This window comes from Microvirga arsenatis, assembly GCF_009910705.1.
Taxonomy (GTDB): domain Bacteria; phylum Pseudomonadota; class Alphaproteobacteria; order Rhizobiales; family Beijerinckiaceae; genus Microvirga; species Microvirga arsenatis.
On the sequence record NZ_JAAAXJ010000015.1, the window covers coordinates 40,011 to 62,242 of the forward strand.

18 protein-coding genes are annotated in these 22,232 nt (G+C 64.2%); 8 read left to right on the forward strand and 10 right to left on the reverse strand.

Annotation, left to right across the window (positions count from 1 at the left end; genetic code table 11):
• Window positions 1-7 precede the first annotated feature (7 nt).
• The 3 genes from GR303_RS19645 (at window position 8) to GR303_RS19655 (ending at window position 1,489) form a co-directional block, all read left to right on the forward strand.
• Entirely contained in the window at window positions 8-262 is a 255-nt protein-coding gene (locus tag GR303_RS19645; protein WP_161725076.1) for a SemiSWEET transporter, read from the forward strand.
• A 25-nt stretch (window positions 263-287) separates the two neighbouring features.
• On the forward strand, window positions 288-1,058 hold the full coding sequence (locus tag GR303_RS19650) for a C13 family peptidase (protein WP_343038474.1): 771 nt from the start codon (window positions 288-290) through the stop codon (window positions 1,056-1,058).
• Between the two features lie 89 nt (window positions 1,059-1,147).
• Entirely contained in the window at window positions 1,148-1,489 is a 342-nt protein-coding gene (locus GR303_RS19655; protein WP_425487125.1) for a DMT family protein, read from the forward strand.
• Between the two features lie 9 nt (window positions 1,490-1,498).
• Here GR303_RS19655 and GR303_RS19660 read toward each other — a convergent pair whose 3' ends face one another.
• The 4 genes from GR303_RS19660 to GR303_RS19675 all read right to left on the reverse strand — a co-directional run bounded on the left by GR303_RS19660 (window position 1,499) and on the right by GR303_RS19675 (window position 4,572).
• On the reverse strand, window positions 1,499-2,638 hold the full coding sequence (locus GR303_RS19660; protein ID WP_161725072.1) for a PQQ-dependent sugar dehydrogenase: 1,140 nt from the start codon (window positions 2,636-2,638) through the stop codon (window positions 1,499-1,501).
• Window positions 2,639-2,718: 80 nt separating this feature from the next.
• The gene (locus GR303_RS19665) at window positions 2,719-2,910 is read right to left on the reverse strand and encodes a hypothetical protein (RefSeq protein WP_161725070.1); all 192 of its coding nucleotides are present in this window, start codon (window positions 2,908-2,910) and stop codon (window positions 2,719-2,721) included.
• 140 nt (window positions 2,911-3,050) lie between these two features.
• Window positions 3,051-3,464, reverse strand: a complete 414-nt coding sequence (locus GR303_RS19670; RefSeq protein ID WP_161725068.1) for a VOC family protein — start codon at window positions 3,462-3,464, stop codon at window positions 3,051-3,053.
• Window positions 3,465-3,591: 127 nt separating this feature from the next.
• Window positions 3,592-4,572: a Bug family tripartite tricarboxylate transporter substrate binding protein gene (locus GR303_RS19675; protein WP_161725066.1), complete on the reverse strand. Its 981-nt coding sequence runs from the start codon at window positions 4,570-4,572 to the stop codon at window positions 3,592-3,594.
• 121 nt (window positions 4,573-4,693) lie between these two features.
• On the opposite strand from GR303_RS19675, the gene GR303_RS19680 reads away from it, so the two are divergent.
• Window positions 4,694-5,896, forward strand: a complete 1,203-nt coding sequence (locus GR303_RS19680) for a pyridoxal phosphate-dependent aminotransferase (protein ID WP_161725064.1) — start codon at window positions 4,694-4,696, stop codon at window positions 5,894-5,896.
• A gap of 181 nt (window positions 5,897-6,077) precedes the next feature.
• Window positions 6,078-6,359 carry a hypothetical protein gene (locus GR303_RS19685; RefSeq protein ID WP_161747597.1) on the forward strand — a complete coding sequence of 94 codons (282 nt, stop codon included), beginning with the start codon at window positions 6,078-6,080 and terminating at the stop codon, window positions 6,357-6,359.
• Between the two features lie 40 nt (window positions 6,360-6,399).
• Here GR303_RS19685 and GR303_RS25220 read toward each other — a convergent pair whose 3' ends face one another.
• From GR303_RS25220 to GR303_RS19700, 3 genes are all read right to left on the reverse strand, one after another.
• Window positions 6,400-8,301 (reverse strand): PD40 domain-containing protein, encoded by a 1,902-nt coding sequence (locus tag GR303_RS25220; RefSeq protein WP_161725060.1) that lies wholly within the window; start codon window positions 8,299-8,301, stop codon window positions 6,400-6,402.
• 367 nt (window positions 8,302-8,668) lie between these two features.
• Window positions 8,669-10,393: a calcium-binding protein gene (locus GR303_RS19695; RefSeq protein WP_161747598.1), complete on the reverse strand. Its 1,725-nt coding sequence runs from the start codon at window positions 10,391-10,393 to the stop codon at window positions 8,669-8,671.
• A gap of 1,447 nt (window positions 10,394-11,840) precedes the next feature.
• Entirely contained in the window at window positions 11,841-14,108 is a 2,268-nt protein-coding gene (locus tag GR303_RS19700; RefSeq protein WP_161725056.1) for a calcium-binding protein, read from the reverse strand.
• A gap of 286 nt (window positions 14,109-14,394) precedes the next feature.
• Between GR303_RS19700 and GR303_RS19705 the strand changes: the two genes are divergently transcribed.
• A complete protein-coding gene (locus GR303_RS19705) occupies window positions 14,395-16,434 on the forward strand; it encodes an elongation factor G (RefSeq protein ID WP_161725054.1) in 2,040 nt (679 codons plus the stop codon).
• Window positions 16,435-16,576: 142 nt separating this feature from the next.
• Complete coding sequence (locus GR303_RS19710; protein WP_161725052.1) at window positions 16,577-18,307, forward strand: AMP-binding protein; 1,731 nt, start codon at window positions 16,577-16,579, stop codon at window positions 18,305-18,307.
• Window positions 18,308-18,589: 282 nt separating this feature from the next.
• On the opposite strand, the gene GR303_RS19715 is transcribed toward GR303_RS19710, so the two are convergent.
• From GR303_RS19715 to GR303_RS19725, 3 genes are all read right to left on the reverse strand, one after another.
• Window positions 18,590-19,480, reverse strand: a complete 891-nt coding sequence (locus tag GR303_RS19715; RefSeq protein WP_161725050.1) for a LysR substrate-binding domain-containing protein — start codon at window positions 19,478-19,480, stop codon at window positions 18,590-18,592.
• 113 nt (window positions 19,481-19,593) lie between these two features.
• Window positions 19,594-20,556, reverse strand: coding sequence for a thioredoxin-disulfide reductase (trxB, locus tag GR303_RS19720; RefSeq protein ID WP_161725048.1), 963 nt, complete (start codon window positions 20,554-20,556; stop codon window positions 19,594-19,596).
• Window positions 20,556-21,569 carry a mitochondrial fission ELM1 family protein gene (locus tag GR303_RS19725; protein ID WP_161725046.1) on the reverse strand — a complete coding sequence of 338 codons (1,014 nt, stop codon included), beginning with the start codon at window positions 21,567-21,569 and terminating at the stop codon, window positions 20,556-20,558. The genes trxB and GR303_RS19725 overlap by 1 nt, the downstream gene beginning before the upstream one ends.
• 176 nt (window positions 21,570-21,745) lie before the next feature.
• Here GR303_RS19725 and GR303_RS19730 point away from each other — a divergent pair, with 176 nt between their 5' ends.
• Window positions 21,746-22,231, forward strand: coding sequence for a winged helix-turn-helix transcriptional regulator (locus tag GR303_RS19730; protein WP_161725044.1), 486 nt, complete (start codon window positions 21,746-21,748; stop codon window positions 22,229-22,231).
• Window position 22,232 lies beyond the last annotated feature (1 nt).

Here is a 22,232-nt window from a genome sequence, read left to right on the forward strand (position 1 = left end):
TTCGATCATGTCCGGTGTAGAACTCCTCGGCTTTGCGGCCGCTTTTCTGACGACGGTCTGCTGGCTGCCCCAGGCCTTCCGGACGATCCGCACCAAGGACACGAAGTCGCTTTCGCTGTTCGCCCAGAGCATCTTCACCCTCGGGGTCGGGCTCTGGCTGGTCTATGGCATCCTTGTCGGGTCGATGCCGATCATCCTGTCCAATGGGGTGAATTTCATTCTCGTCGGCCTGATCCTGGCGCTGAAGGTGCGCTATGGCTAGGATGAGCCGGCATCGGGAGTTCGCTGTGTTCCGGATCCTTGCCTCGTGCCTGCTCGGCCTCTCGCTGGTCTCCCTTCCCGTCCACGGGGCGTATGGGCAGGCGGCCCGTCGGGCCGAACCCGTCCGGCTGGAGGCGCAGCGCCCGGGCCGGACCGACGTGTACATCCTGTCCTTCGGCCTGTGGGGGCCGCAGAGCGTGTTCGAGAGCGAGGCCAGGGGCGCGGCGCGCATCCTCGAGCGGCTCTACGGATCGAAGGGGCGCACCATCGTCCGCTTCAACACCAAGCGCCAGGCGGGCGCGACGCCCCAGACCCTTCTCGCCGCCGCCGAGGCTGTGGGGCGCACGCTCGATCCGGCCGAGGACGTGGTGGTGCTCGTCCTCACCTCCCATGGCACGCCGGAGGGGATCGGGCTCGTCGCGGGCCGCGATACGCGCCTCATCACGCCGGCCGACGTGGGACGGCTGCTCGACCGCACCGGGGCCCGTCACCGGGCGGTGATCGTTTCCGCCTGCTATTCCGGCATCTTCGCCCGGGCGCTGGCGGACGAGCGCACCCTCGTCATCACGGCGGCCGCAGCCGACAAGCCTTCCTTCGGCTGCCGGGACGGGGCGACCTGGACCTATTTCGGCGATGCCTTCTTCAACAAGGCCCTCCGGGCCGAAGCCCGGCTCGACGCCGCCTTCGAGCAGGCCCGCAGCCTCGTCACGCAGCGGGAGCGGCGGGAGGGCTTCGACCCCTCCAACCCGCAGATCGCGGGCGGCTCGCAGGTGCTGGCGCGTCTCGGCGCTCGGTAAGGCAGCTTGCCCTTCTGCAGCTTGACATGGCGGCGGAGAGGGATAGGGCAGGGCGCTCCCGTCTCCTACCCGTCCCTTCCTCAATGCTCATGAACCCTCACATCGCGCCCGTCCTGATGCTGATCGCCTCGAACGTCTTCATGACCTTCGCCTGGTACGGACACCTGAAGTTCAAGGCATCGCCCCTGTGGCTCGCCGTCATGGCGAGCTGGGGCATCGCCTTCATCGAGTACTGGTTCGCGGTACCGGCCAACCGGATCGGCTCCGCAGTCTATTCGGCCGCCGAGCTGAAGACCATGCAGGAGGTCATCACCCTCGCGGTGTTCGCAGGGTTCTCGGTGCTCTACCTCAAGGAGCCGCTGGGCTGGAACCACCTCGTCGGCTTCGGCCTCATCGCCGCCGGCGCCGCCTTCATCTTTCAGGGGCGCTGAGCAGTCTCGTCAGGTCGCCGGCTTCATGCGCAGGATGCGGCCGTTGCGGGAATCCGTGAGCAGATAGACGAAGCCGTCCGGCCCCTGGCGCACGTCGCGGATGCGTTCGCCGAGCTGCTGCAGCATCCGCTCCTCGCCCGTCACCCGGTTGCCGCTGGTCTCCAGCCGCGACACGAGCTTGCCCGCAAGCGCGCCGACGAGAATGCTGCCGCGCCAGGCCGGAAACTTGTCGCCCGTGTAGAAGGCCATGCCGGAGGGGGCGATGGAGGGATCCCAGAAATAGACCGGCTGCTCCAGGCCCGGCTTCGATGTGCCCTCGCCGATCTTCGCGCCCGAATAGTCGACCCCGTAGGAGATGACCGGCCAGCCGTAGTTCCGGCCCTTCTGCGGGATGTTGACCTCGTCGCCGCCGCGGGCGCCGTGCTCGACGGTCCAGAGCTCCCCCGTTGTGGGATGGAGGGCTGCCGATTGCAGGTTGCGATGGCCCAGCGACCAGATCTCCGGCCGCGTATCCTCGCGGTTCAGGAACGGGTTGCCCGGGGCGGCGCCTCCTTCGGGCTTGATGCGGACGATCTTGCCGATGTGGTTGGCCGGGTTCTGCGCCTGGCTGCGCAGGTCGAAGCGGTCGCCGAGGGTGACGAAGAGGTTGCCCTCGCGGTCGAAGACCAGGCGGGAGCCCCAGTGGTTGCTGCCGGTATGGGACGGCTCCTGGCGGAAGATCACCTGCAGGTTTTCCAGGGCCGCGCCGTTCTCGGCAAGGCGCGCCCGCGCCACGCTGGTGCCCGCGCGGCCTTCGCCGCGGTCCTCGGCATAGCTCATGTAGACGAGGCGGTTGCGGGAGAAGCCGGGGTCGAGGGCGATGTCCAGAAGGCCGCCTTGCCCGCGCACCGCGATCGGCGGCAGGCCCCGGATCGGCTCGGAGAGGCCCCCGTTCGCATCGACGAGACGCAGGCGCCCGGCGCGCTCGCTCACCAGCATGCGGCCATCGGGAAGGAAGGCGAGTCCCCAGGGATTCTGCAGATCGCGGGCGACCGTCTCGACGATCACCTCCGCTTTCTCGGTCCGGAAGCGCTGGGTGTCCTGGGCCAGGGCGGGGGGAAGGGCACCGAGGGTCAGGGCGCAGGCCAGGGCCAGCCGAAGTCCGAGCATCGCGATCTCTCCGTCGTTTCGATGCCGGAGAGCTAGACTCCTGCGGCAGGGCGTCAACCGTGCCGCCGTTCAATCACGCGTTATCGCGGTGAAGTGATGTGGATGGCTTTCGTGTCCTGGGCCGAGAGCGTCTGCGTCGTCGCCATCACGGAAAGCGTCGCCAGTCCCATCAGCATGATCAGGGCCAGGGAGCAGCGGGTCTCCCGGCGCGGATCGAGGCGCTGGGCGCGGGACGACACGTGACAGGTGTTTCTGGCCTGGAAGGTTTTCATCGGTTCTTCCCCTAGCAACCGAACGATGATCACAAGAGGAAAACTTGTTTGATTCAAGAAAGTTCCAGGGTGCGGCGAAAGTGCTGCTTGCGGAGTCTTGGCTAAGCCATTGTTAACTAATTATTAACCATTGTGGCAAGTCATTTGCCGGCAGCCGAGGTCACAACGACGGATGGCGCCGAGCGTTCCCGCGGCCCATGATGCACCGCCTCGATGTTGTGACCGTCCGGATCAATGGCGAAGGCCGCGTAGTAGCCAGGATGGTAAGAGCGCTCTCCAGGCCCGCCATTGTCACGCCCGCCAGCGCTGAGGGCCGCCGCGTGGAAGGCATGAACGCTCTCACGGTCCTTGGCCTGAAACGCAAGATGGACCCGTGAGACGGGGCCGTCCGCCCTGTCGACCCACAGCTCGTCGCAGGCGAAGTGCTCCGGGCTCTCCGACGTGAAGTCATGACCCAAGGCCTGGAGGACGGCGCGGTAGAAGCGCCGGCTCGCCTCGAGATCGGAGACGCGCAGATGAACGTGGTCGATCAGGCGGCCTTGGTGACGTTGCATGCGATCCTCCTTCCGTCATCCCGGGACTGTACAGCAGAACCCGGGATCGTGTGACGAGTATGGCGCCTCATCCTGCTCGCGATCCCGGATCGGCTTGCGCCGTCCGGGATGACGGTTCGTGAAAACCTCACTCGGCCTTGATTCCGGCCGTCTTGATGATCTCGGCCCAGGTCTGGATTTCCTTCTCGAGATAGGGCCTGAAAGCCTCCGGATTGCGCACGTTCAGGGTGAAGCCGAGCTTGGTGATGCGCTCCTTCACGTCGGGCCGGTTGAGGATCGCGATGATCGTGCCCGACAGCTTGTCGAGGACGGGCTTGGGCGTGTTCACCGGGGCGAAGAAGGCGGCCCAGGATTCCGCATCCGCATTGGTGATGCCTTGCTCGCGTAAGGTGGGCACGTCGGGCGCCTGCGGGTTGCGCTGCGGGCTCGCGATGCCGATGGCCCGCATCTGGCCGGCCTGGAACTGGGAGAGAACGCTCGGCAGGGTCGAGTTCGACACGTCGATGCGCCCGCCCATGAGCTCGGTCACTAAGGGAGCGGCGCCCCGGAAGGGCACATGGGTCATCTTGGTGCCCGTGCGGGTCATGAAGAGCTCGGTCGCCAGATGCGAGCCGGAGCCCACGCCGGTCGAGCCGTAGTTCAGCTTGCCCGGGTCCTTCTTGGCGAGCTCGATCAGTTCGGGGATCGTCTTCACGGAGAGGTCGTTCTTCACCACGAAGACGTGCTCGAAGGCCCCGGCGCCGGCGAGCGGCGCAAAGTCCTTCACCGCGTCGTAGCCCGGCTCTTTCAGCAGGAACATGTTGTTCCCGTGGGTCTGGTTGTTGCCGAACACGATGGTGTAGCCGTCGGGATCCGCCTTGGCGACCGTGCGGGTGCCGACCGCCCCGGAAGCGCCGGCGATGTTCTCGACGACCACGTTCTGGCCGAGGGTCTTGCCCATCTCCTCCGCCACGATGCGGGCGATCACGTCCGTCGGGCCGCCGGCCGGATAGGGGACCACCATCTTGATGACGCGGGTGGGGAAATCCTGGGCGGGGGCCGCCGTGGCGAAGAGGGCGGCACCGGCGAACAGGCCGAGGGCCAGGCGGCGGGTGAGGGCAGGGGTCATGGGCGGGGCGTCTCCTCAAAAACCCTGAGCACAGGGCTGTTTTGCTTGCTTGGGCGGCTTGGCCGGATTAGGGTCCGCCGCCGTCACGGTCCTGTTCTAACGCCCCGATCGGAGGATTCCCATGGGCTTTTTGTCTGACGCCCTTTCCCGCATCAAGCCGTCTGCCACCATCGTCATCACGCAGAAGGCGCGGGATCTGAAAGCCCAGGGGCGGGACGTGATCAGCCTCTCCGTCGGCGAGCCGGATTTCGACACGCCCGACAACATCAAGGAAGCGGCCATCGCCGCGATCCGCCGCGGCGAGACCAAGTACACGCCCGTCTCCGGCATCGTGCCCCTGCGCGAGGCGATTTCGCGCAAGTTCAAGCGCGAGAACGGCCTCGACTACAAGCCCTCGCAGACCATCGTGTCCACCGGCGGCAAGCACGTGATCTACAACGCGCTGCTCGCCACCCTGAACCCGGGCGACGAGGTGATCATTCCCGCGCCCTACTGGGTGTCTTACCCTGAGATGGTGGTGCTGTGCGGCGGCAAGCCGGTCTTCGTGGACTGCACCATGGAGCACAGCTTCAAGCTCCAGCCGGAGCCGCTCGAGCGCGCCATCACGCCGAAGACGAAGTGGATCATCCTCAACTCGCCCTCGAACCCGACGGGCGCTGCCTATTCCCGCGCCGAGATGAAGGCGATCACCGACGTGCTCATGCGCCATCCGCATGTGTGGGTGCTCACCGACGACATGTACGAGCACCTGACCTACGGCGATTTCGAGTTCGTCACGCCGGCGCAGGTGGAGCCGAACCTCTACGAGCGCACGCTCACCATGAACGGCGTGTCGAAGGCCTATGCCATGACCGGCTGGCGCATCGGCTACGCGGGCGGTCCGGAGCATCTCATCAAGGCGATGGATTTCGTGCAGGGCCAGCAGACCTCCGGCACGAGCGCGATCTCGCAATGGGCCGCCGTCGAAGCCCTCGACGGTCCGCAGGATCACCTGCCGCGCTTCAAGAAGGCTTTTGAAGAGCGCCGCGACCTTGTGGTCTCCATGCTCAACCAGGCGAAGGGCCTCAAGTGCCCGATGCCGGAAGGCGCGTTCTACGTCTATCCGTCCTGCGCCGAGGCCATCGGCAAGACCGCGCCCTCGGGCAAGGTGATCGAGACGGACGAGGACTTCGTGTCCGAGCTGCTGGAGGCGGAAGGCGTCGCCGCCGTGCACGGCTCGTCCTTCGGGCTCGGCCCCAACTTCCGCATCTCCTACGCCACGTCCAACGCGGCGCTCGAGGATGCCTGCCACCGCATCCAGCGCTTCTGCGCAAGCTTGCGCTAGGGGCCAACGGGAGGGCTCAGAATTGAGCTTCTCCCCTGAGCCCTCATCCTGAGGAGGCCGTCAGGCCGTCTCGAAGGACGAGGGCGTCTCCGGCGAACGCTGGACCCTCCTTCGAGACGCAGCTGCGCTGCTCCTCAGGATGAGGGCAGAGATTGATGAGACGATCTCCAGGGAGTACACCGTGCTGATGAGCCTGCCGCGCACCTTCCATCCCGATCCCGCGGCAGAGCCCTACCGGGCCAATCCCGCCTCCACGCACCGCGTGAAGTTCGACGCCCGCGTCGACTTCACCAATGGGGGCTACGTGGAGGCGAAGGACTTTCTGCTCGACATCGAGGGCGACAGCGTCGCCCCCGAGCGCCTGGCCGAGATGATCGTCTCGGCCATGAACCTCCTGCGCGCCGGCCCCGTGACCATCACGGCGATGCGCGTGGTGCGCAGGGGCGAGCACCAGGACGGGTGAAGGCTCTCTCCCGTCCTGATGCCTCTGTTCTGGCAGATTCTTAGAGCACGAACCAGCTTTTGCTGAGGTCGATGGCGCCCTTGAGCTTGATCACGGCCTCGGCCGCCCGGTCGCTGTCGGTGTTGAGATAGACGTGGGTGTACCCCTTCGCCTTCTCGTAGCGCACCTGGCCTGCACGCGTGAATGCCTCGTCGTCTCCGATGAAGAAGAACTTCTGATCGCCACGCAGGCGGCTGTTGGCATCCACCAGCTTCAGGTCGAGCTTGTCCCCGCTGCGGCCTCGGAAATCGGTGATGGCATCGGCCCGGCTCTTCGAGGAACCCGTCTCCCGGTCGTCGAACACGAACACGTCCCGGCCCGTGCCGCCGGTGAGCGTGTCCCGGCCAAGCCCGCCCACGAGCCGGTCGTTGCCGTCGCCGCCATTGAGACGATCGTTGCCTGCGTTGGCGATCATGATGTTGGCGAAGGCGTCGCCTGTCAGGCGGTCGGATCCCGCGCCGCCCGAGACCGTATCGGCGAGAGCCGTGTTGCGAGCCATGGTGCCGGCGCTCACATTGATCACATGCGGCACCACCCAGCTGACGCTGCCCTCGACGAGGCTGATGGTCACCGCCTTGGTGCCAGTGCTGGCATAGGCATGATGGACGGACACGCTGCCATTGACCGGTGTCGCCGTCATGCTCGTGCCGTCGCCCCAAGTCACCGTCACGCTGGAGGCCGAACCCACGCCAAGCCGGGCCTCGACGAAACGGCCTTCCGCGATGGCCGCAGCATTCGCTTGATAGAGCAAGTCGACACGGAAGACATCGTCACGGTCGTTGCTGTCATCGGGTATTAGATTCGCGGCGGCGCTCACGAAGAGCGCATAGCGTCCGTCAGGGCTGAGTCGGGGGCTAATGCTGTAACTCTCGCCCTGAGTTCCATCGGCTGCGGTGGAGACGCGGGTGATTGCGCCGGTGACCAGATCCTTGAGGAAGATGTCAGTGTCGTTGTTGGTGTCACCAGCAACCAGATTGCTTGCATCACTCTCGAACGTCACAAAGCGCCCGTCAGGGCTAAACCGAGGGTCGCGGCTGTCACCACCGGTGGCCTCTGCTCCCGATGAAGTGGTGGAGAGCCGCGTGACTGCACCGGTGACCAGATCCTTGAGGAAGACGTCCCTTTCGCCGTTGGTGTCTCCCTCCACCAGATTGCCGGCGGCGCTGTCGAACACCACGTACCGTCCGTCAGCACTGACCTTGGGATTGCTGCTGCTGCCGCCGGCGGCCTCTGCTCCCGATGATGTGGTCGAGACACGGATGATCTTACCGGAAGCCAGTTCCTTGAGGAAGATGTCCCCCCGACCGTTGGTGTCCCCCTCCACCAGATTGCCGGCTGCGCTGTCGAACACCACGTACCGCCCGTCAGCACTGATCATGGGATTGTTGCTGCCGCCACCGGTGGCTTCTGCTCGCGATGAGGTGGTCGAGACGCGGGTGACTGCGCCGGAGATTAGATCCTTGAGGAAGACGTCTGTCTGGCCGTTCGTATCTCCGTCGACCAAATTGTTGGCGGCGCTCGTAAAAACGACAAGGCGTCCATCGGGGCTAAACTCATAGGCAAAGCTCCTGCCGCCGGTGGCCTCTGCTCCCGATGAAGTGGTCGAGACGCGGGTGACTGCGCCGGTGACCAGATCCTTGAGGAAGACGTCAGTGTTGCTGTTGGTGTCTCCCTCCACCAGATTGCTGGCGTCGCTATCGAACACCACGTAACGTCCGTCAGGGCTGAATGCAGGATAGCCGCTGCTGCTGTTGGCCTCTGCTCCCGATGAGCTGGTGGAGACACGGGTGATTGCGCCGGTGACCAGATCCTTGAGGAAGATGTCCGCCTGGTCGTTTGTATCCCCAGGCACCAGATTGCTGGCGGTGCTTGTAAACAGCACATAACGGCCGTCAGCGCTCATTACGGCATCGTCGCTATCTCTGTTGCTTTGGGCCCCATCCGCTGCGACTGAGATGCGTGTGAGGATGTTCGACTGGGTGGGCCGGAGAAAGGATTGGACTGTCAGGAACATGGCGGCTTCTCGGCAAGCAGGCAGGGCACAATGAGGGTTCAGGTCTATTTGCAACCTGGAAACCTTCCCCAGCGCAACTCTCTGAATGGAGGGGAATGGGCACTCCAAGGCATCAGAATCGCCAGCTTGGTGGTACTCCGCAAGGACAGCGCTCAAAATGCGAAGTGTTGCTGGGTAAGGATCCTTGCACCGACCTTGATGCAGAAAGGGCCGCTCACGCGGCCCTTTTCGTTTGCTGATCGGCTGTTCGGATGCCTCAGATGACGAAGAAATCCTTGTGGGTCATGGCGAGCTTCTTGGACAGGGTGGTGATTTCCACGGCCTTTCCCTTGCCGGAGCCATCCGCATCGTAGAGCAGCACGCCCTTGGCCTTGTTGTAGATCAGGTAGTCGTCCTTGTCCTTGGCCGCACTGCCCACCACGAAGAACTTCTTGTTAATCTGGGCGGGATTCGTCACGGAGCCCTTCTTGCCGAGCTTGGTGAAGACCGCGTTGTCGAGCCAGAACGAGTCGTCCTTCACGACGAAGTCGGCGATCTGATCGAGATTGACCTTCTTGTTGGCCTTCGTGTCGAACACGAAGATGTCCAGGCCGGTCCCGCCCGAGAGCATGTCCTTGCCAAGCCCGCCTACCAGCCGGTCGTTGCCGTTGCCGCCGGCGATCGCGTCGTTGCCGGCCTCGCCCGTCAGCGTGTCGTTTCCGTCGAGGCCGTTCAGGGCATTCGCGCCGGCATTGCCGCTGATCGCATTGGCCGCGTTCGATCCGGTGAGGCTGTAAGCCTCGAGCCCGCCGGCCGAGGCCAGCCGCAGCACCTCCACCTCGGCCGACGGCGCCAGGCTGTAGCTGCCGGAGGCCACCACCGTGTCGATTCCCTGTCCGGCGCCCTCCGCCACCAGGGTGCCCGCCCCCACCTGGTAGGTGTCGTTGCCCAAGCCGCCATGCAGCTCGTGAGCGGCTCCGGCGAGCGTGTCGTCGAAGCGTGAGCCGAGAAGAGCCTCGATGCCGATCAGGGTGTCTCCGGCCGCCTCTCCGGCCAAGCCCTGGCCGCTGGCGAGCGACACGCTCACGCCCGATGCCGTCTCGGCATAGGAGGCCCAGTCGAAGCCCGCCTCGCCCACGAGCCTGTCGCCGCCGGTGCCGCCCGAGAGGGTGTCGTTGTCGACCCCGCCGTTGAGCTCGTCGTTGCCGTCATGGCCTTTCAGCACGTCGGCGCCCTGGGCGCCCCAGAACACCTGCGCGCCGGTGGTGCCCTCGATGGTGTCGGCCTGGGTGGTGCCGTCGACGATCTCGATGCTCCTGAACACGTCGCCCGCCGCCGCGCCCCGGCTGGCGCCGGTGGCCACGATGGTGCCGTCGCCCAGGCGCTGCATGTAGAGCGCGATGCCGGTCGGGCCGTAGTAGCTCACCTTGTCTACGCCATCCCCGCCGTCGAACACGTCGTTGCCGCCGCCGCGGCCCCACATGAAATCGTTGCCCTCGCCGCCAAAGAGCGTGTCGTCATCGGGAACGGCGGCGCTGATGACGCCGCCGTCGAGAACGTCGTCGCCGGCCCCTCCGTTGACCTCGTCGTTGCCTCCGCCGCCGCTGAGGGTGTCATTGCCGTTGTCGCCCCAGAAGATGTTGGTGCTGGCGTCACCCTCGATGACATCGGCGTAGTCTGTGCCGTCGATCACCTCGATGCTGTTGAAGCTGTCGCCCTCGGCGGCCCCGCCGTTGTATTGCTGGTAACCCAGGTAGATCTTCACGCCTGTCTGGTTGTCATTCGTGACATTCCAGTAGCTGACCTTGTCCTGATCGCCTTCATTGCCGTTGAAGATGTCCTTGCCGCGATAATTTCCAAGATTATCCGGGGCTTCTTTGGCTTCGAAGTAGTCGTTGCCAGCGCCACCATGGAGAACATCGTCGCCATCGCCCCCGGTGAGGGTATCGTCGAATTCGGAACCGAAATAGGCATCGTTGCCCGATGTTCCAGCCAGATTCACAGGCTCATAGCGATCGTCGAAGATCCGGCTTTGGATGCCAGGTACAATGCCTGCGCTGTCTTTCCAACTGACGACGATGCGACCATCCGCAAGTGTCGTCAGGGTCGGTGTCTCCTGCAGGCCAGAATTGCTGTCGTGGACAGTCCTTGGAACTCCTTTAGGCTCTCCTGATAATGTGTAAGTCGCAAGATAGGTATCAGAATTCGGAGGGCTCGAAGTAGTTTCCTGCTGGAAGACCAAGGCAAAGCCAGACTTGATGGCCTTGACGTTGATATTTAGCACGCGAATGCTACTGGAGCTATGCAGATCAAGCACCTGTCCCTCAGCCGTTCCATCCTCTTTGAAGATCTGCGCTTTGATGTGGTTGAACTGAGACCAGACGACGATGAACCGCCCATCCTCGAGTGTCTCGACCGCAAAAGCCGGAGCAACTCCAAATCCGCTGGTAAGGGTGATGGATCTTTGCTCTCCTCCCTTTGCCGAAAAAAGTTTTGCAGTCAGTTCGTATCTATTCGTGCCGCTCGTTTGACCACTGGCTGCTACAACAGTGACATAGGCATTGCCACCCTGCACGGCGGCGATAGCAGTATCTTTAGCTGTATAGGACATATCTTGCACTTCGAGACGGCTGCTCCCGTCTCGGTTGTAAACGTAAGTTGTCGCTGACTCCAATGACGCTCCGTTGAAGCGGCCAGTGACGGATACTGCAAAAGCCCCATCAGCAAGCGCCGTGACCGACGTATTGGCATGGCTGTTATGGGGCCATTCATGATCCGCGATCCGAAAAGGGGGAGTGCGGACTTTGGTGGTCCCGTCCGGGTTCACATCGAAAACCGCCGCATGCGCGGATATGGAGTTTGCATCCTCCCAAGTGACCACAAAGCCGCCATCCGTCAGGGCTGTCACGCAAGGGTTCTTGAGGGCCCCGCCGTTGGCGACCGTGAACGGGCTGACCTTTGAATCGTTATCGGCACCGATAACCCGGGCCTCGATGGCTGCACCTGTGTCGCCCGCCCAAACCGCGATGAAGCTGCCATTCTTCAAGGCTGCGACGGCAGGCATCGTGCCGGTTGAGCTGATGGCGAAGGGCTCTCCCCAGTTTGGAATTGGGCTGGCGGGCACGGTGGGCACTTCCTTGCTGATTGCTTACACGAGTAAGCTTTTGGAAAGCTGTGGGCAGAGTAGATCTTTTTGCAATTCTATTGATTTAACAAAAGTGCAGAGGCTGCGGCACTCTCCGAACAGAGGGGTTGCCCGTGCAAGGTTCTACTTTCGACGCTCGGCTGCCAAAAGCAACGACAGCAATCGGCAAAGCCAGAGGCGATCAATGGTAGGTCGCCTCTGGCAGCATCGTGGCGAGATTACTCTTCAGTTCTAATAGCTCGCGTCAGCGCGATTTGCTGACCGACACTGAAGCACCACTAGCCGTCACGCCAGCCAGATCCTCTCAGATGACGAAGAAGTCCCTGTGGGTGAGGGCGAGATCTGGCTTCAGCCTCGCGAATTCGACGGCCGTTCGAGAGCCCGATCCATCCGCGTCGTAGAAGAGCGAGCCGCTGGCCTTGTCGTAGATGATGTGGTCGTTCGCATCCTCGGCCTTGTCGCCGGTCACGAAGAAGCTCTTCTTGAGCTGAGCCGGCTTCGTCATGGAGCCTTTCTTGCCGAGCTTGGCGAAGACCGTATTGTCGAGCCAGATGCTGTCGTTCTTGACGTCGAAGTCGCTGATGGTATCGACATTGCCCGATCCGAGCTTCGTGTCGAACACGAACACGTCCTTGCCCTTGCCGCCGACAAGGACATCCTTGCCTTTGCCGCCGAGCAGCTTGTCATTCCCACCTTGACCCTTGAGGGCGTTCCGGTCTGCATTGCCGATGATCTCCTCATCGAAACCATTGCCGATGAGATTGATCGAGCCCGCTTCGGATCCCGCTTTCAGCACGTCGATCCTGACCGATTTCGAGAGGGCATAGCTCACATTGGCCTGCACAGTCTGCTTGCCCGATCCTCCTGTTCTGATGACGGTGTCCGCACTGTCTGTGACATACATGTTGTCTCCGGCACCGCCCTCCAGGGTATCGGCTCCTGCCCCGCCATTCAGCGTGTCATTTCCTTCGCCGCCGATGAGATGGTCGTTGCCTTCGCCTCCCTCAAGACGGTCATCACCCTTCCCGCCATTGATGCGCTCATTTCCCGTATGGCCGAAGAACTCGTCATTATAGTCGGTTCCGATGAAAGCCTCGACATTGGTGTATCGATCCCCGGCAGCGTCGCGCTGATTGAACTGCGCCGTGTTGGGATCAACAAAGACAACAACGAAATCCCTGGAACTGGCATAAGTGACCGTATCGAAGCCGCCTCCGCCGTCAATCAAGCCTGCGACCTGAGTGCCGTCCAGCGTGTCATCAGCCATGCCTCCCCCGAGAGTATTCGGAAGGGGATCAGAGCCGGGGTTTGGATTCGTTGAGGCTTCGCCAAAGACTTGAGCATTGATTCGCCCCCCGCCGCCATCCTGCCAACTCACGACGAAGCGGCCGTCCTTCAGAACAGCAACGGATGGGTTCGTCTGCCGACCATCCATATTGCTGGCGACGAGCAAGTCATTGCCGTTGCGAGCGCCCATGGCATTGAAGGACGCAACGCGAATGTCCATGGCATACGGGTCGGTCGTGCTGGCCCAATCCTGGAAAGCTACAACGAAGCCGCCACCGGGGAGCGCTTCGACGACCGGCATCATCTGCATGCCGGCCGTTTTCGAGTTGACGATGATCTCGCCAGTTAGAGGCACGATATCGATCTTGTGAAGAGCCATGGAGTCGTTAAGCTTCGACTTATCGATGCCGAAGACACGAGCCTTGATGCAACTGCCTGAGCCATCGCCGGAAGGTCCTCTGTCCTCCCAGACGACGACAAAGTTTCCGTTGGACAGAGCGGCAACAGAAGGGTTTTCCTGATTGCCTGTAAAGTTGGTCGGGACGTGGATTGTCCTGCTCGCAATGCTTGAGGATTGACCAGTCCCGTAGGGATAATCAACCGTAACCTTGATCCCGTAGCTGGAAGGGTCGGATACGGTGTCGTATGTCACTTCAGCACGAGCCCATCCACCTCCAACAAGGCCAGAGACATCGCCGCCGTGACCAGCGTTGAAGGAGATGGGTCTGCCGGGCACGAGTACGTAATGGCCGCTACTTGTGCTTCCTGCGGAGCTATACTCGAGAACGTAGGTCCCGTCCTCTGTAGCCGATAAGTTTGGATTGTACTCGGAGAATCCATCGTCGGTGTGGGAGACAGGTGCACGTGTCACAGATCCGAGAATCTGTGACGGGTTTGCCGCCGTCGGATCGATCTCCCGCATTCTAACTTCAGACCTGTCGCTCCATTCGAATACGGTATCGAGTTCCTGTTCCCAGGCCACTAGAACCTTTCCGTTCTTTTGGACAATGATCGATGGTTTGCTGACATTAAGATCGCCATACTCATAAAGAGGCGCATCGATTTGGAACTGAGCGCCTCTCTTCGTTCCGTCGGCGTTGTAGATCTGCCCCTGAATGGAGGTGGAATCAAAAACCGAAGTCGTTTCATGATACTGCTGCCAAACGGCAATGAAGCCGCCATCGGGCAAGCCCACCATCTTCGGATGTTGCATATAGTAGACGCCGTCGCCCGTGTTGCTGGCTGCAACGAGGATCTGAGAACCGAGGCGTGTGGGCTGGGGCATCGCAAGCACCTAAAGCAAAGGTTATTACATAGCATTATCCTTATCATCGGATCTTCTGCGTTGCCAAGCTCATGCAGGGCGAGTTGCTGCGTCGCTCATCGCCTGGAAGTTGCATTCTCGCTTCTGGCGCGAAAGGCAAATTGAACGGTCCCGAGCAAGCTCTGGGACCTTGTTTCCGTGAGATCTTCAACCCCCCTTGCCATTCCGCTGCGACAGGCAGAGCATCGTCCTCAACGCGTCCAGGACAAGAGCGCGCCACAGCGGGGGCAAGGGAGGATGAAATCCTATGGCACCCAACGGCAGACTAGCTGCGGGCCCGCGATGCATTGCGATCGTCGGCCCGTTTCAGAGCGGCAAGACCACGCTGCTCGAGGCGATCCTGGAGCGGACCGGGGTCATCGCACGGGCCGGCCGCGTGGCGGACGGCAGCAGCGTGGGCGATGCGAGCGCCGAGGCCCGCGCCCATGCCATGAGCATCGAGCCCAACGTGGCAACCGTCGAGTTCCTCGGCGAGAGCATGACCTTCGTTGACTGCCCCGGATCGACGGAATTCCTGCATGAAATGCGCAACGTCACGCCGGTCTGCGATGCGGCGATCGTCGTGTGCGAGGCGGACGAGCGCAAGATCCCGGCTCTCGAGATCATCCTGCGGGAGCTCGAAGAGGCCGACATCCCCCGCTTCCTCTTCATCAACAAGATCGACACCGCCGGGCAGCGCATCCGCGACACGCTGGCCCTGCTGCAGCGGGCCTCGCGCACCCCGCTGCTCCTGCGGCAGATCCCGCTCTGGAAGGACGGGATCGCGGTGGGCTTCATCGATCTCGCCCTGGAGCGCGCCTTCATCTATCGCGAGCATGCGCCGAGCGAGATCGTGGACCTGCCGGAGGGTGAGCTGCCCCGGGAGAAGGAAGCGCGCTTCGCCATGCTCGAGCGCCTGGCCGACTACGACGACGAGCTCATGGAGGAGCTGATCTCCGAGATCGAGCCTCCGCGGGATCAGATCTTCAACGATCTTTCGCGCGAGCTGCGGGAGCGGCACGTGGTTCCGGCGCTGATCGGCTCGGCCGAGCGCGGCAACGGCGTCACGCGGCTTCTCAAGGCCCTGCGCCACGAGGCGCCGACGCTCAACGAGACCCGGGCGCGGCTCGGCATTCCCGAGGAGGGGGCGCCTCTCGCCCAGACCGTGAAGACCCTGCACCTGGGGCAGGGGGGCAAGCTCTCCGTCGCCCGCGTCATGCGCGGCACCTTCCGCGAAGGCGACACGGTGGTGGGCTCGCGGGGCACGGAAACCCGGGTCGGCAGCCTGCTCGCCCTGACGGGCACCGCCACGACCCGCAAGCCCGAAGCGGCGCCGGGCGACACCGTCGGGTTCGGCCGGCTCGAGGGCGTCGCCACCGGCGACAGCTTCGCGGCCGGCCGGGCGCGGCCCGAGGCCATCGTGTCCATTGCCCCGCCCGAGCCGGTCTATGCGCTGGCCCTCAAGGTCAGGGACCGCAAGGACGACGTGCGCCTGTCCAGCGCGCTCGCCAAGATCACCGAGGAGGATCCCTCCCTCGTGGTGGAGACCCGGCCGGAGATCGGCGAGATCCGGCTGCACGGGCAGGGCGAGATGCACCTGCGAGTGGCGGTGGAGAAGCTCGCCTCCCGCTTCCAGGTGGGCGTCGAGACCACCAGGCCGAAGGTGGCCTATTGCGAGACGATCAAGCTGCCGGCCGCGGCCCGGGGGCGCCACCGCAAGCAGACCGGCGGCCACGGCCAGTTCGGCGACGTGATGATCGAGGTCAAGCCGCTGCCCCGCGGGGAGGGATTCGCCTTCCAGGACCAGATCACCGGCGGCGTGGTGCCGCGCCAGTACATCCCGTCCGTCGAGACCGGCGTCCGGGATGCGCTGAAATGCGGTCCCCTCGGCTTTCCCGTGGTCGACCTGGCGGTGACCCTGACGGACGGCTCCTACCACACGGTCGATTCCTCGGATGCCGCCTTCCAGGCCGCCGCCAAGCTCGCCCTGGCCGAAGCCCTGCCGAAGGCCAAGCCCGTGCTGCTGGAGCCGGTCCTGTCGGTGGAGATCGCCATCCCCTCGGAGGCGCTTTCCAAGGCGACGGCTCTCGTGACCGCACGGCGCGGGCAGATCCTGGGCTACGACGAGCGCCCCGGCTGGAACGGCTGGCAGGTGCTGAGCGCCACGATCCCGGAATCGGAGATCGGCGATCTCATCGTCGAGCTGCGCTCGGCGACGGCAGGCGTCGGAACCTTCTCGACCCGCTTCGACCACATGGCGGAGCTCAGCGGCCGGCCCGCCGAGATGGTCCTGCAGAAGGCGCATTGATCGCCCTGGACCTGAACGATCCACCAGGATCGTTCAGGTCTAAACTATTCCATCGACAAATCCGCTCTTCCGCGCCAAGTTAAGCTTTGATGGAGACGCCATCTCCCATGAAGCAAACCTCGCCACGAAGCGGAGGACAACGATGAACGCGACACATCCGGCGCCTGCGACGGCGGGCGCCCCGGACCCGGCTGCAGCCCGCCCCTGGCTCGCCTCCTATCCCCCCCAGGTGCCGAAGACCATCGACGAGGCGCGGATCGGCACGCTCAACGACATTTTTCGGGATGCCCTCGCCAACTACCCGAACCGGCCCGCCGCCGAGAGCTTCGGCAAGCGCATCACCTATGCCGAGCTGGGACAGAAGGCGGATGCGGTCGCGTCCTGGCTCCAGGGACAGGGGCTGAAGAAGGGCGACCGGGTGGCGATCATGCTGCCGAACGTGATGGCCTATCCCGCCATCCTGTTCGGAATCCTCATGGCGGGCGGCACGGTGGTCAACGTCAACCCGCTCTACACGCCGCGGGAGCTCACCTATCAGCTCAAGGATTCCGGCGCGCGCTTCCTGTTCGTGCTCGAGAATTTCGGCGCGACCGTCGAGGAATCCCTGCCGGAGATCAGCCTGGACCGCGTGGTCCTGGTCACGCCGGGCGACCTGCTGGGCCTGAAAGGGGCCATCGTCAATCTGGTGTCGCGGCACGTGAAGAAGGCGGTCAAGCCCTTCAGCCTGCCGCAGGCGGTTGCGTTCAAGGCGGTTCTCGCCGAGGGCGGGAAGGGCAAGCCGCAATCCGTGGCCGTGTCGCCGGACGACGTGGCGTTCCTGCAATATACGGGCGGCACGACGGGCGTGGCCAAGGGCGCCACGCTTCTTCACCGCAACGTGGCGGCCAACGTGCTGCAGCTGGAAGCCTGGATGATCCCGTTCTTCGGGGAGCGCCAGGATCACGTGATGGTGACGGCGCTGCCGCTCTACCACATCTTCGCGCTGACGGTGTGCGGCCTGCTCATGACGAAGATCGGCGGCTGCCAGCTGCTCATCGCCAATCCGCGCGACATCCCGGGCTTCGTGAAGACCCTGCAGAAGAGCCGCATCACGCTCATGTCCGGCCTCAACACCCTCTACAACGCCCTCGCGCATGCGCCGGGCATCGAGAAGGTGGATTTCTCCCAGCTCGTTTTCGCCGTGTCCGGCGGCATGGCCACCCAGGAGGCGGTGGCGAAGAAATGGAAGCAGGTGACCGGCCAGCCGATCGTCGAGGGCTACGGCCTGTCCGAGACCTCGCCGGTGGTCTGCGCCAACCGGCTCGACATCGAGGAGTTCACCGGCACCATCGGGTATCCCCTGCCATCCACCGACGTGAGCGTGCGGTCCGCCGACGGCGCGATCCTGCCCCCCGGCGAGCGGGGCGAGCTGTGCGTGAAGGGACCCCAGGTCATGGCGGGCTACTGGCAGCGGCCCGACGAGACCGCCAAGGTGATGACGTCCGACGGCTGGTTCCGCACGGGCGACGTGGCGGTCATGCTCCCCGACGGGCAGATCAAGATCGTCGACCGCATGAAGGACATGATCCTGGTCTCCGGCTTCAACGTCTATCCGAACGAGGTCGAGGACGTGATCGCCAAGCATCCGGGCGTCATGGAGGCCGCCGTCATCGGCCTGCCGGACGAGCATTCGGGCGAGGCGGTGGTGGCCTATGTGGTGCGCAAGGATCCGAGCCTCGGCGCGGACGAGCTGCGCCAGTTCTGCCGCGAGCACCTGACCGGCTACAAGGTGCCCCGTCGCATCGAGTTCCGCGAAAGCCTGCCGAAGACCAATGTAGGCAAGGTTCTGCGCCGGGCTCTCAAGGAGGAGGTGGAGCGGTCCCAGCCCCGCTGAGGCTGCTCAGGCGGCTGCCGAAAAGAAAAAAGCCGGGCCAAAGGCCCGGCGAAAGTCGAGGTCCGACAAATACGTCAAAACCTTCCAGAGGGAACGGCCGACACGGCAGCGCCGGGAGGAAGAAAGCGGTGCCGCGTTGAAATCAGCCGCCGCTCATATCGTCTGCATCGCGCCTCTTTGCAATGCAGCATGCCTCATAAAAGGGCTGCAAGAAATGCATGGCTCCTGTCACATGGGTGACGAAATCCGGCGAGCCATCGAGCTTGGCCTCAAGAGGCCCTGCTAGAAGGTCCAGCGCTGGGCCTTGGAGATCAGGAAGTCGCGGAAGGCCTGGACGCGGGCCACGGAGCGCATCTCCTCCGCATAGACGAGATAGCTGTCCAGGGAGGGCATCTCCACGTCCCGCAGGACCTGGACGAGATCCGGGTTCCCCACCACCGCGTAATCCGGCAGCACGGCGATTCCGGCGCCGGTTTCCACGGCGATCTTCAGGGCGGTGATGTTGTTGACGACGTAGTGATACTGGCGCGGCTCGCGCCCCTCGCGCCCGGCCGTGGAGAGCCAGTGCACCGCCATGAGATAGGAGGGCTGGTCGCCGCCGAAGGAGACGATGCGGTGCTCGTCCAGATCCTCCAGGGTCTTGGGCTCGCCGAACCGCTTGATGTAGTCGGCCGAGGCATAGACGTGGAAGTGGATCGTGAAGAGGCGGCGCTGGATCAGGTCGGGCTGGGCCGGGCGGCGCAGGCGGATCGCCACGTCGGCCTCGCGCATGGCGAGATCGAGCTCCTCGTTGGAGAGGATCAGCTCGATGCGCACGTCGGGATAGAGATCCATGAACTCGGCGATGCGTTGCGCCAGCCAGATGGAGCCGAGGCCCACCGTGGTCGTCACCTTCAGGTCGCCCGACGGGCGCTCGCTCGTCTCGACCAGCCGGGCCTTGGTGGTCTCGAGCCGCATGCGCATGTCGCGGGCCGCCCGGAACAGCAGATCGCCCTGCTCGGTGAGGATCAGGCCGCGGGCGTGACGATGGAAGAGCGGGGCCTTCAGCTCGCGCTCGAGGGCGCTGATCTGGCGGCTGACGGCGGACTGGCTCAAGCCCAGATCGTCGCCGGCACGGGTGAAGCTGCCCGCTTCGGCGACGGTGTAGAAAATCCGGATCTTGTCCCAGTCCACGGCATTCCCCTCATGCCCCGCATGCTCCCCGCGCAAGGCACCCTTTTGTCTTATGAGCCGACAGCCCGATGCAACAGGAAATCGGCCTGAGGGATAAGCAATTGTTAATAAATCTATTCCGCCGCTTCCTGGGCGGCCTCCAGCGCCGCCAGATAGCGCTCCGCATCGAGGGCCGCCATGCAACCCATGCCTGCCGAGGTGACGGCCTGACGGTAGATGTCATCCGTGACGTCGCCGGCGGCAAAGACGCCGGGGATGTTCGTCTCCGTGGAGCCCGGCTTCGTCACCAGATAGCCGCCCGACTTCATGTCGAGCTGGCCGACGAAAAGCTCCGTGGAAGGCTTGTGGCCGATGGCGATGAACACGCCGTCGGTCTTGAAGTCGGAGGTCTCGCCCGAGACCAGGTTCTTGAGCCTCACATGGGTGACGGAGGAGGGGTTCTCCGTGCCGCAGATCTCCTCGACGGCCGAGTTCCAGATCACCTCGATCCTGGGGTGCTTGAACAGCCGGTCCTGCAGAATGCGCTCGGCGCGCAAGGAGTCCCGCCGATGGACCAGGGTCACCTTCGAGGCGAGATTGGCGAGGTAGAGAGCCTCCTCGACGGCGGTGTTGCCGCCGCCCACGACGACCACTTCCTTGCCCCGGTAGAAGAAGCCGTCGCAGGTGGCGCAGGCCGAGACGCCGAAGCCCTGGAACTGGCCTTCCGAGGGCAGGCCCAGCCACTTGGCCTGGGCACCGGTCGCGACGACCAGGGCGTCGCAGGTATAGGTGTCCCCGGAATCGCCTTCGAGGCGGAAGGGCCGCTGCTTCAGATCGACCTTCACGATGTGGTCCGAGATCATGCGGGTGCCCACGTGCTCGGCCTGCAGGCGCATCTGCTCCATCAGCCAGGGGCCCTGGATCACGTCGGCGAAGCCCGGGTAGTTCTCCACATCGGTGGTGATCATGAGCTGCCCGCCCGGCTGGAAGCCGGAGATCATCACGGGTTCGAGCAGGGCGCGCGCCGCATAGATCGCCGCCGTATAGCCGGCCGGCCCCGAGCCGATGATGATGAGCTTGGCGTGAGAATGGGCCATCAGGGGGTCTCCAATGAAAAGGCGATATCCGGCAGCCCAAGGGCGCGGCGGTGGCGGTTGAAGCCTTCAGCGATCGCCTTTGCGACCTTGGGTGTTGAATTTAAGGGTTCGTAGGGCTGTCCTACAAGACGGCCTTCGAAGGGATGCACAATTCCATGGCGTTTAAGCTCCCGCATGTAAACATCCAGTTTCGGGTGTCCGCCTGAGGGCTCGAACGCCAGGATCGGCCGTCCGGTCACGGCCGCTTCCCCGATCATGTTGAAGGAATCCGCCGTCGCCACCACGAAATCGGCGAGGGCGAGCAGATCCACGTAAGGGTTGTCGCCGGTGCCGTCCCAGAAGAAGCCGCCATGCCGGGCGGCGAGAGCCGCGATCGCCTCCCGCAGGGGGTGCGGCGTGCGGCGCGAGGCCGTCGCCATCAGCCCCGCTCCGGACTCGGCCACGGTGGTCAGGTGGCGGATGAAACGGGCGATGTCCGCCTCGGTGAAGCGGTGGTGGCGGCTGTCGCCCCCCGCCAGCACGGCCACGCGGGGGCGGGGCAGGGCGGCGAGCCTGGGGTCGGGGCGGGTGCGGACCTCCTCGATGCGCCTGCAGGAGACCCGGTGCGGCGGGGTCAGGGTGGTCAGCACGTTGGGCCCGCGCAGGCGGTCGTAGGCGGGTGACCAGATGAAGTCGGCGGTGCCGGGTCCCGTTCGTGGATCCTTGAGGAAGACCGTATAGGTGCGCCCGCCGGAGGCGCGCTTGACGAAGCGCAGATAGGCCACGGCCCGGCGGCCGGAGGCAATGAGAAGATCCGGGTAAGGCAGGGCGAGGGGGCTGTCGGGAGCGCCCGGTCGCTCGCGCGGGTCGATCGGCCCCCAGGGCATCAGCCATGTGAAGGGCGGCTTCGGCTTCACCCGGCGCACCTCTGGGGACAGGCCTAATGCCTCGGCCACGCTCAAGGCCTGCAGCTCGTCCCCGGCCTTGCCGTCCGTCAGCACCCAGGTGGTAGGGCCGGTCTCGTCGCGCAACATTCGATCAATGAGCCTGTGGAGTTCATGAAGTTCGTTGCGACTTAATCGCCCGTCCTCCTTGTGCCGAACCTTTATACGGTCTAGTCAGCCAAGACGAGATTTTTTGACCCTATTCCGCACGACCCGAAGCGACCTGCCGGTCGCGTTTGCCGGATTCGTGCTCTAGCGGAGTTACCGTGCGCGGACGCCTCGATTCCATCGATTGGGCCATCCTGAGAGAACTGCAGGCCGACGGCAGCATCACCAACGTGGAGCTGGCCCGCCGGGTCGGCCTGTCCGCTCCCCCCTGCCTGCGGCGGGTGCGGGCGCTGGAGAGCGCCGGCATCATCAAGGCCTACCGGGCGATCCTCGACCCGAAGAACCTCGGCTTCGAGATCGTCTGCTTCGCCATGGTGCAGCTCGACGTCCAGGGCAAGAAGGAGCTGCAGGAATTCGAGCAGCGGGTGAAGGACTGGCCCATGGTCCGCGAGTGCTGGACGCTCTCGGGCGACATCGACTTCATCATGAAGTGCGTGGCCCCGAACCTGGCCGCCTTCCAGGGTCTCGTGTCGGAGCTCACCAGCCTGCCGAACGTGCGCCATGTCCGCACGGCGCTCACCCTCGATCTCGTCAAGGACGAGCCGCTGGTGCCGATCGAGGACGTGGCGGAGGCCGAGGGCTAGA

Excerpts from the sequence above, each read along its gene's own strand:
- GR303_RS19675 (WP_161725066.1), bottom strand. The coding sequence starts at position 4,572 with ATGACCCCTGCCCTCACCCGCCGCCTGGCCCTCGGCCTGTTCGCCGGT.
- GR303_RS19705 (WP_161725054.1), top strand. The coding sequence starts at position 14,395 with ATGGCACCCAACGGCAGACTAGCTGCGGGCCCGCGATGCATTGCGATC.
- GR303_RS19710 (WP_161725052.1), top strand. The coding sequence starts at position 16,577 with ATGAACGCGACACATCCGGCGCCTGCGACGGCGGGCGCCCCGGACCCG.
- GR303_RS19660 (WP_161725072.1), bottom strand. The coding sequence starts at position 2,638 with ATGCTCGGACTTCGGCTGGCCCTGGCCTGCGCCCTGACCCTCGGTGCC.
- GR303_RS19655 (WP_425487125.1), top strand. The coding sequence starts at position 1,148 with ATGAACCCTCACATCGCGCCCGTCCTGATGCTGATCGCCTCGAACGTC.
- GR303_RS19725 (WP_161725046.1), bottom strand. The coding sequence starts at position 21,569 with ATGTTGCGCGACGAGACCGGCCCTACCACCTGGGTGCTGACGGACGGC.
- GR303_RS25220 (WP_161725060.1), bottom strand. The coding sequence starts at position 8,301 with ATGAGCGCTGACGGCCGTTATGTGCTGTTTACAAGCACCGCCAGCAAT.
- GR303_RS19665 (WP_161725070.1), bottom strand. The coding sequence starts at position 2,910 with ATGAAAACCTTCCAGGCCAGAAACACCTGTCACGTGTCGTCCCGCGCC.
- GR303_RS19670 (WP_161725068.1), bottom strand. The coding sequence starts at position 3,464 with ATGCAACGTCACCAAGGCCGCCTGATCGACCACGTTCATCTGCGCGTC.
- trxB (WP_161725048.1), bottom strand. The coding sequence starts at position 20,556 with ATGGCCCATTCTCACGCCAAGCTCATCATCATCGGCTCGGGGCCGGCC.
- GR303_RS19700 (WP_161725056.1), bottom strand. The coding sequence starts at position 14,108 with ATGCCCCAGCCCACACGCCTCGGTTCTCAGATCCTCGTTGCAGCCAGC.
- GR303_RS19680 (WP_161725064.1), top strand. The coding sequence starts at position 4,694 with ATGGGCTTTTTGTCTGACGCCCTTTCCCGCATCAAGCCGTCTGCCACC.
- GR303_RS19645 (WP_161725076.1), top strand. The coding sequence starts at position 8 with ATGTCCGGTGTAGAACTCCTCGGCTTTGCGGCCGCTTTTCTGACGACG.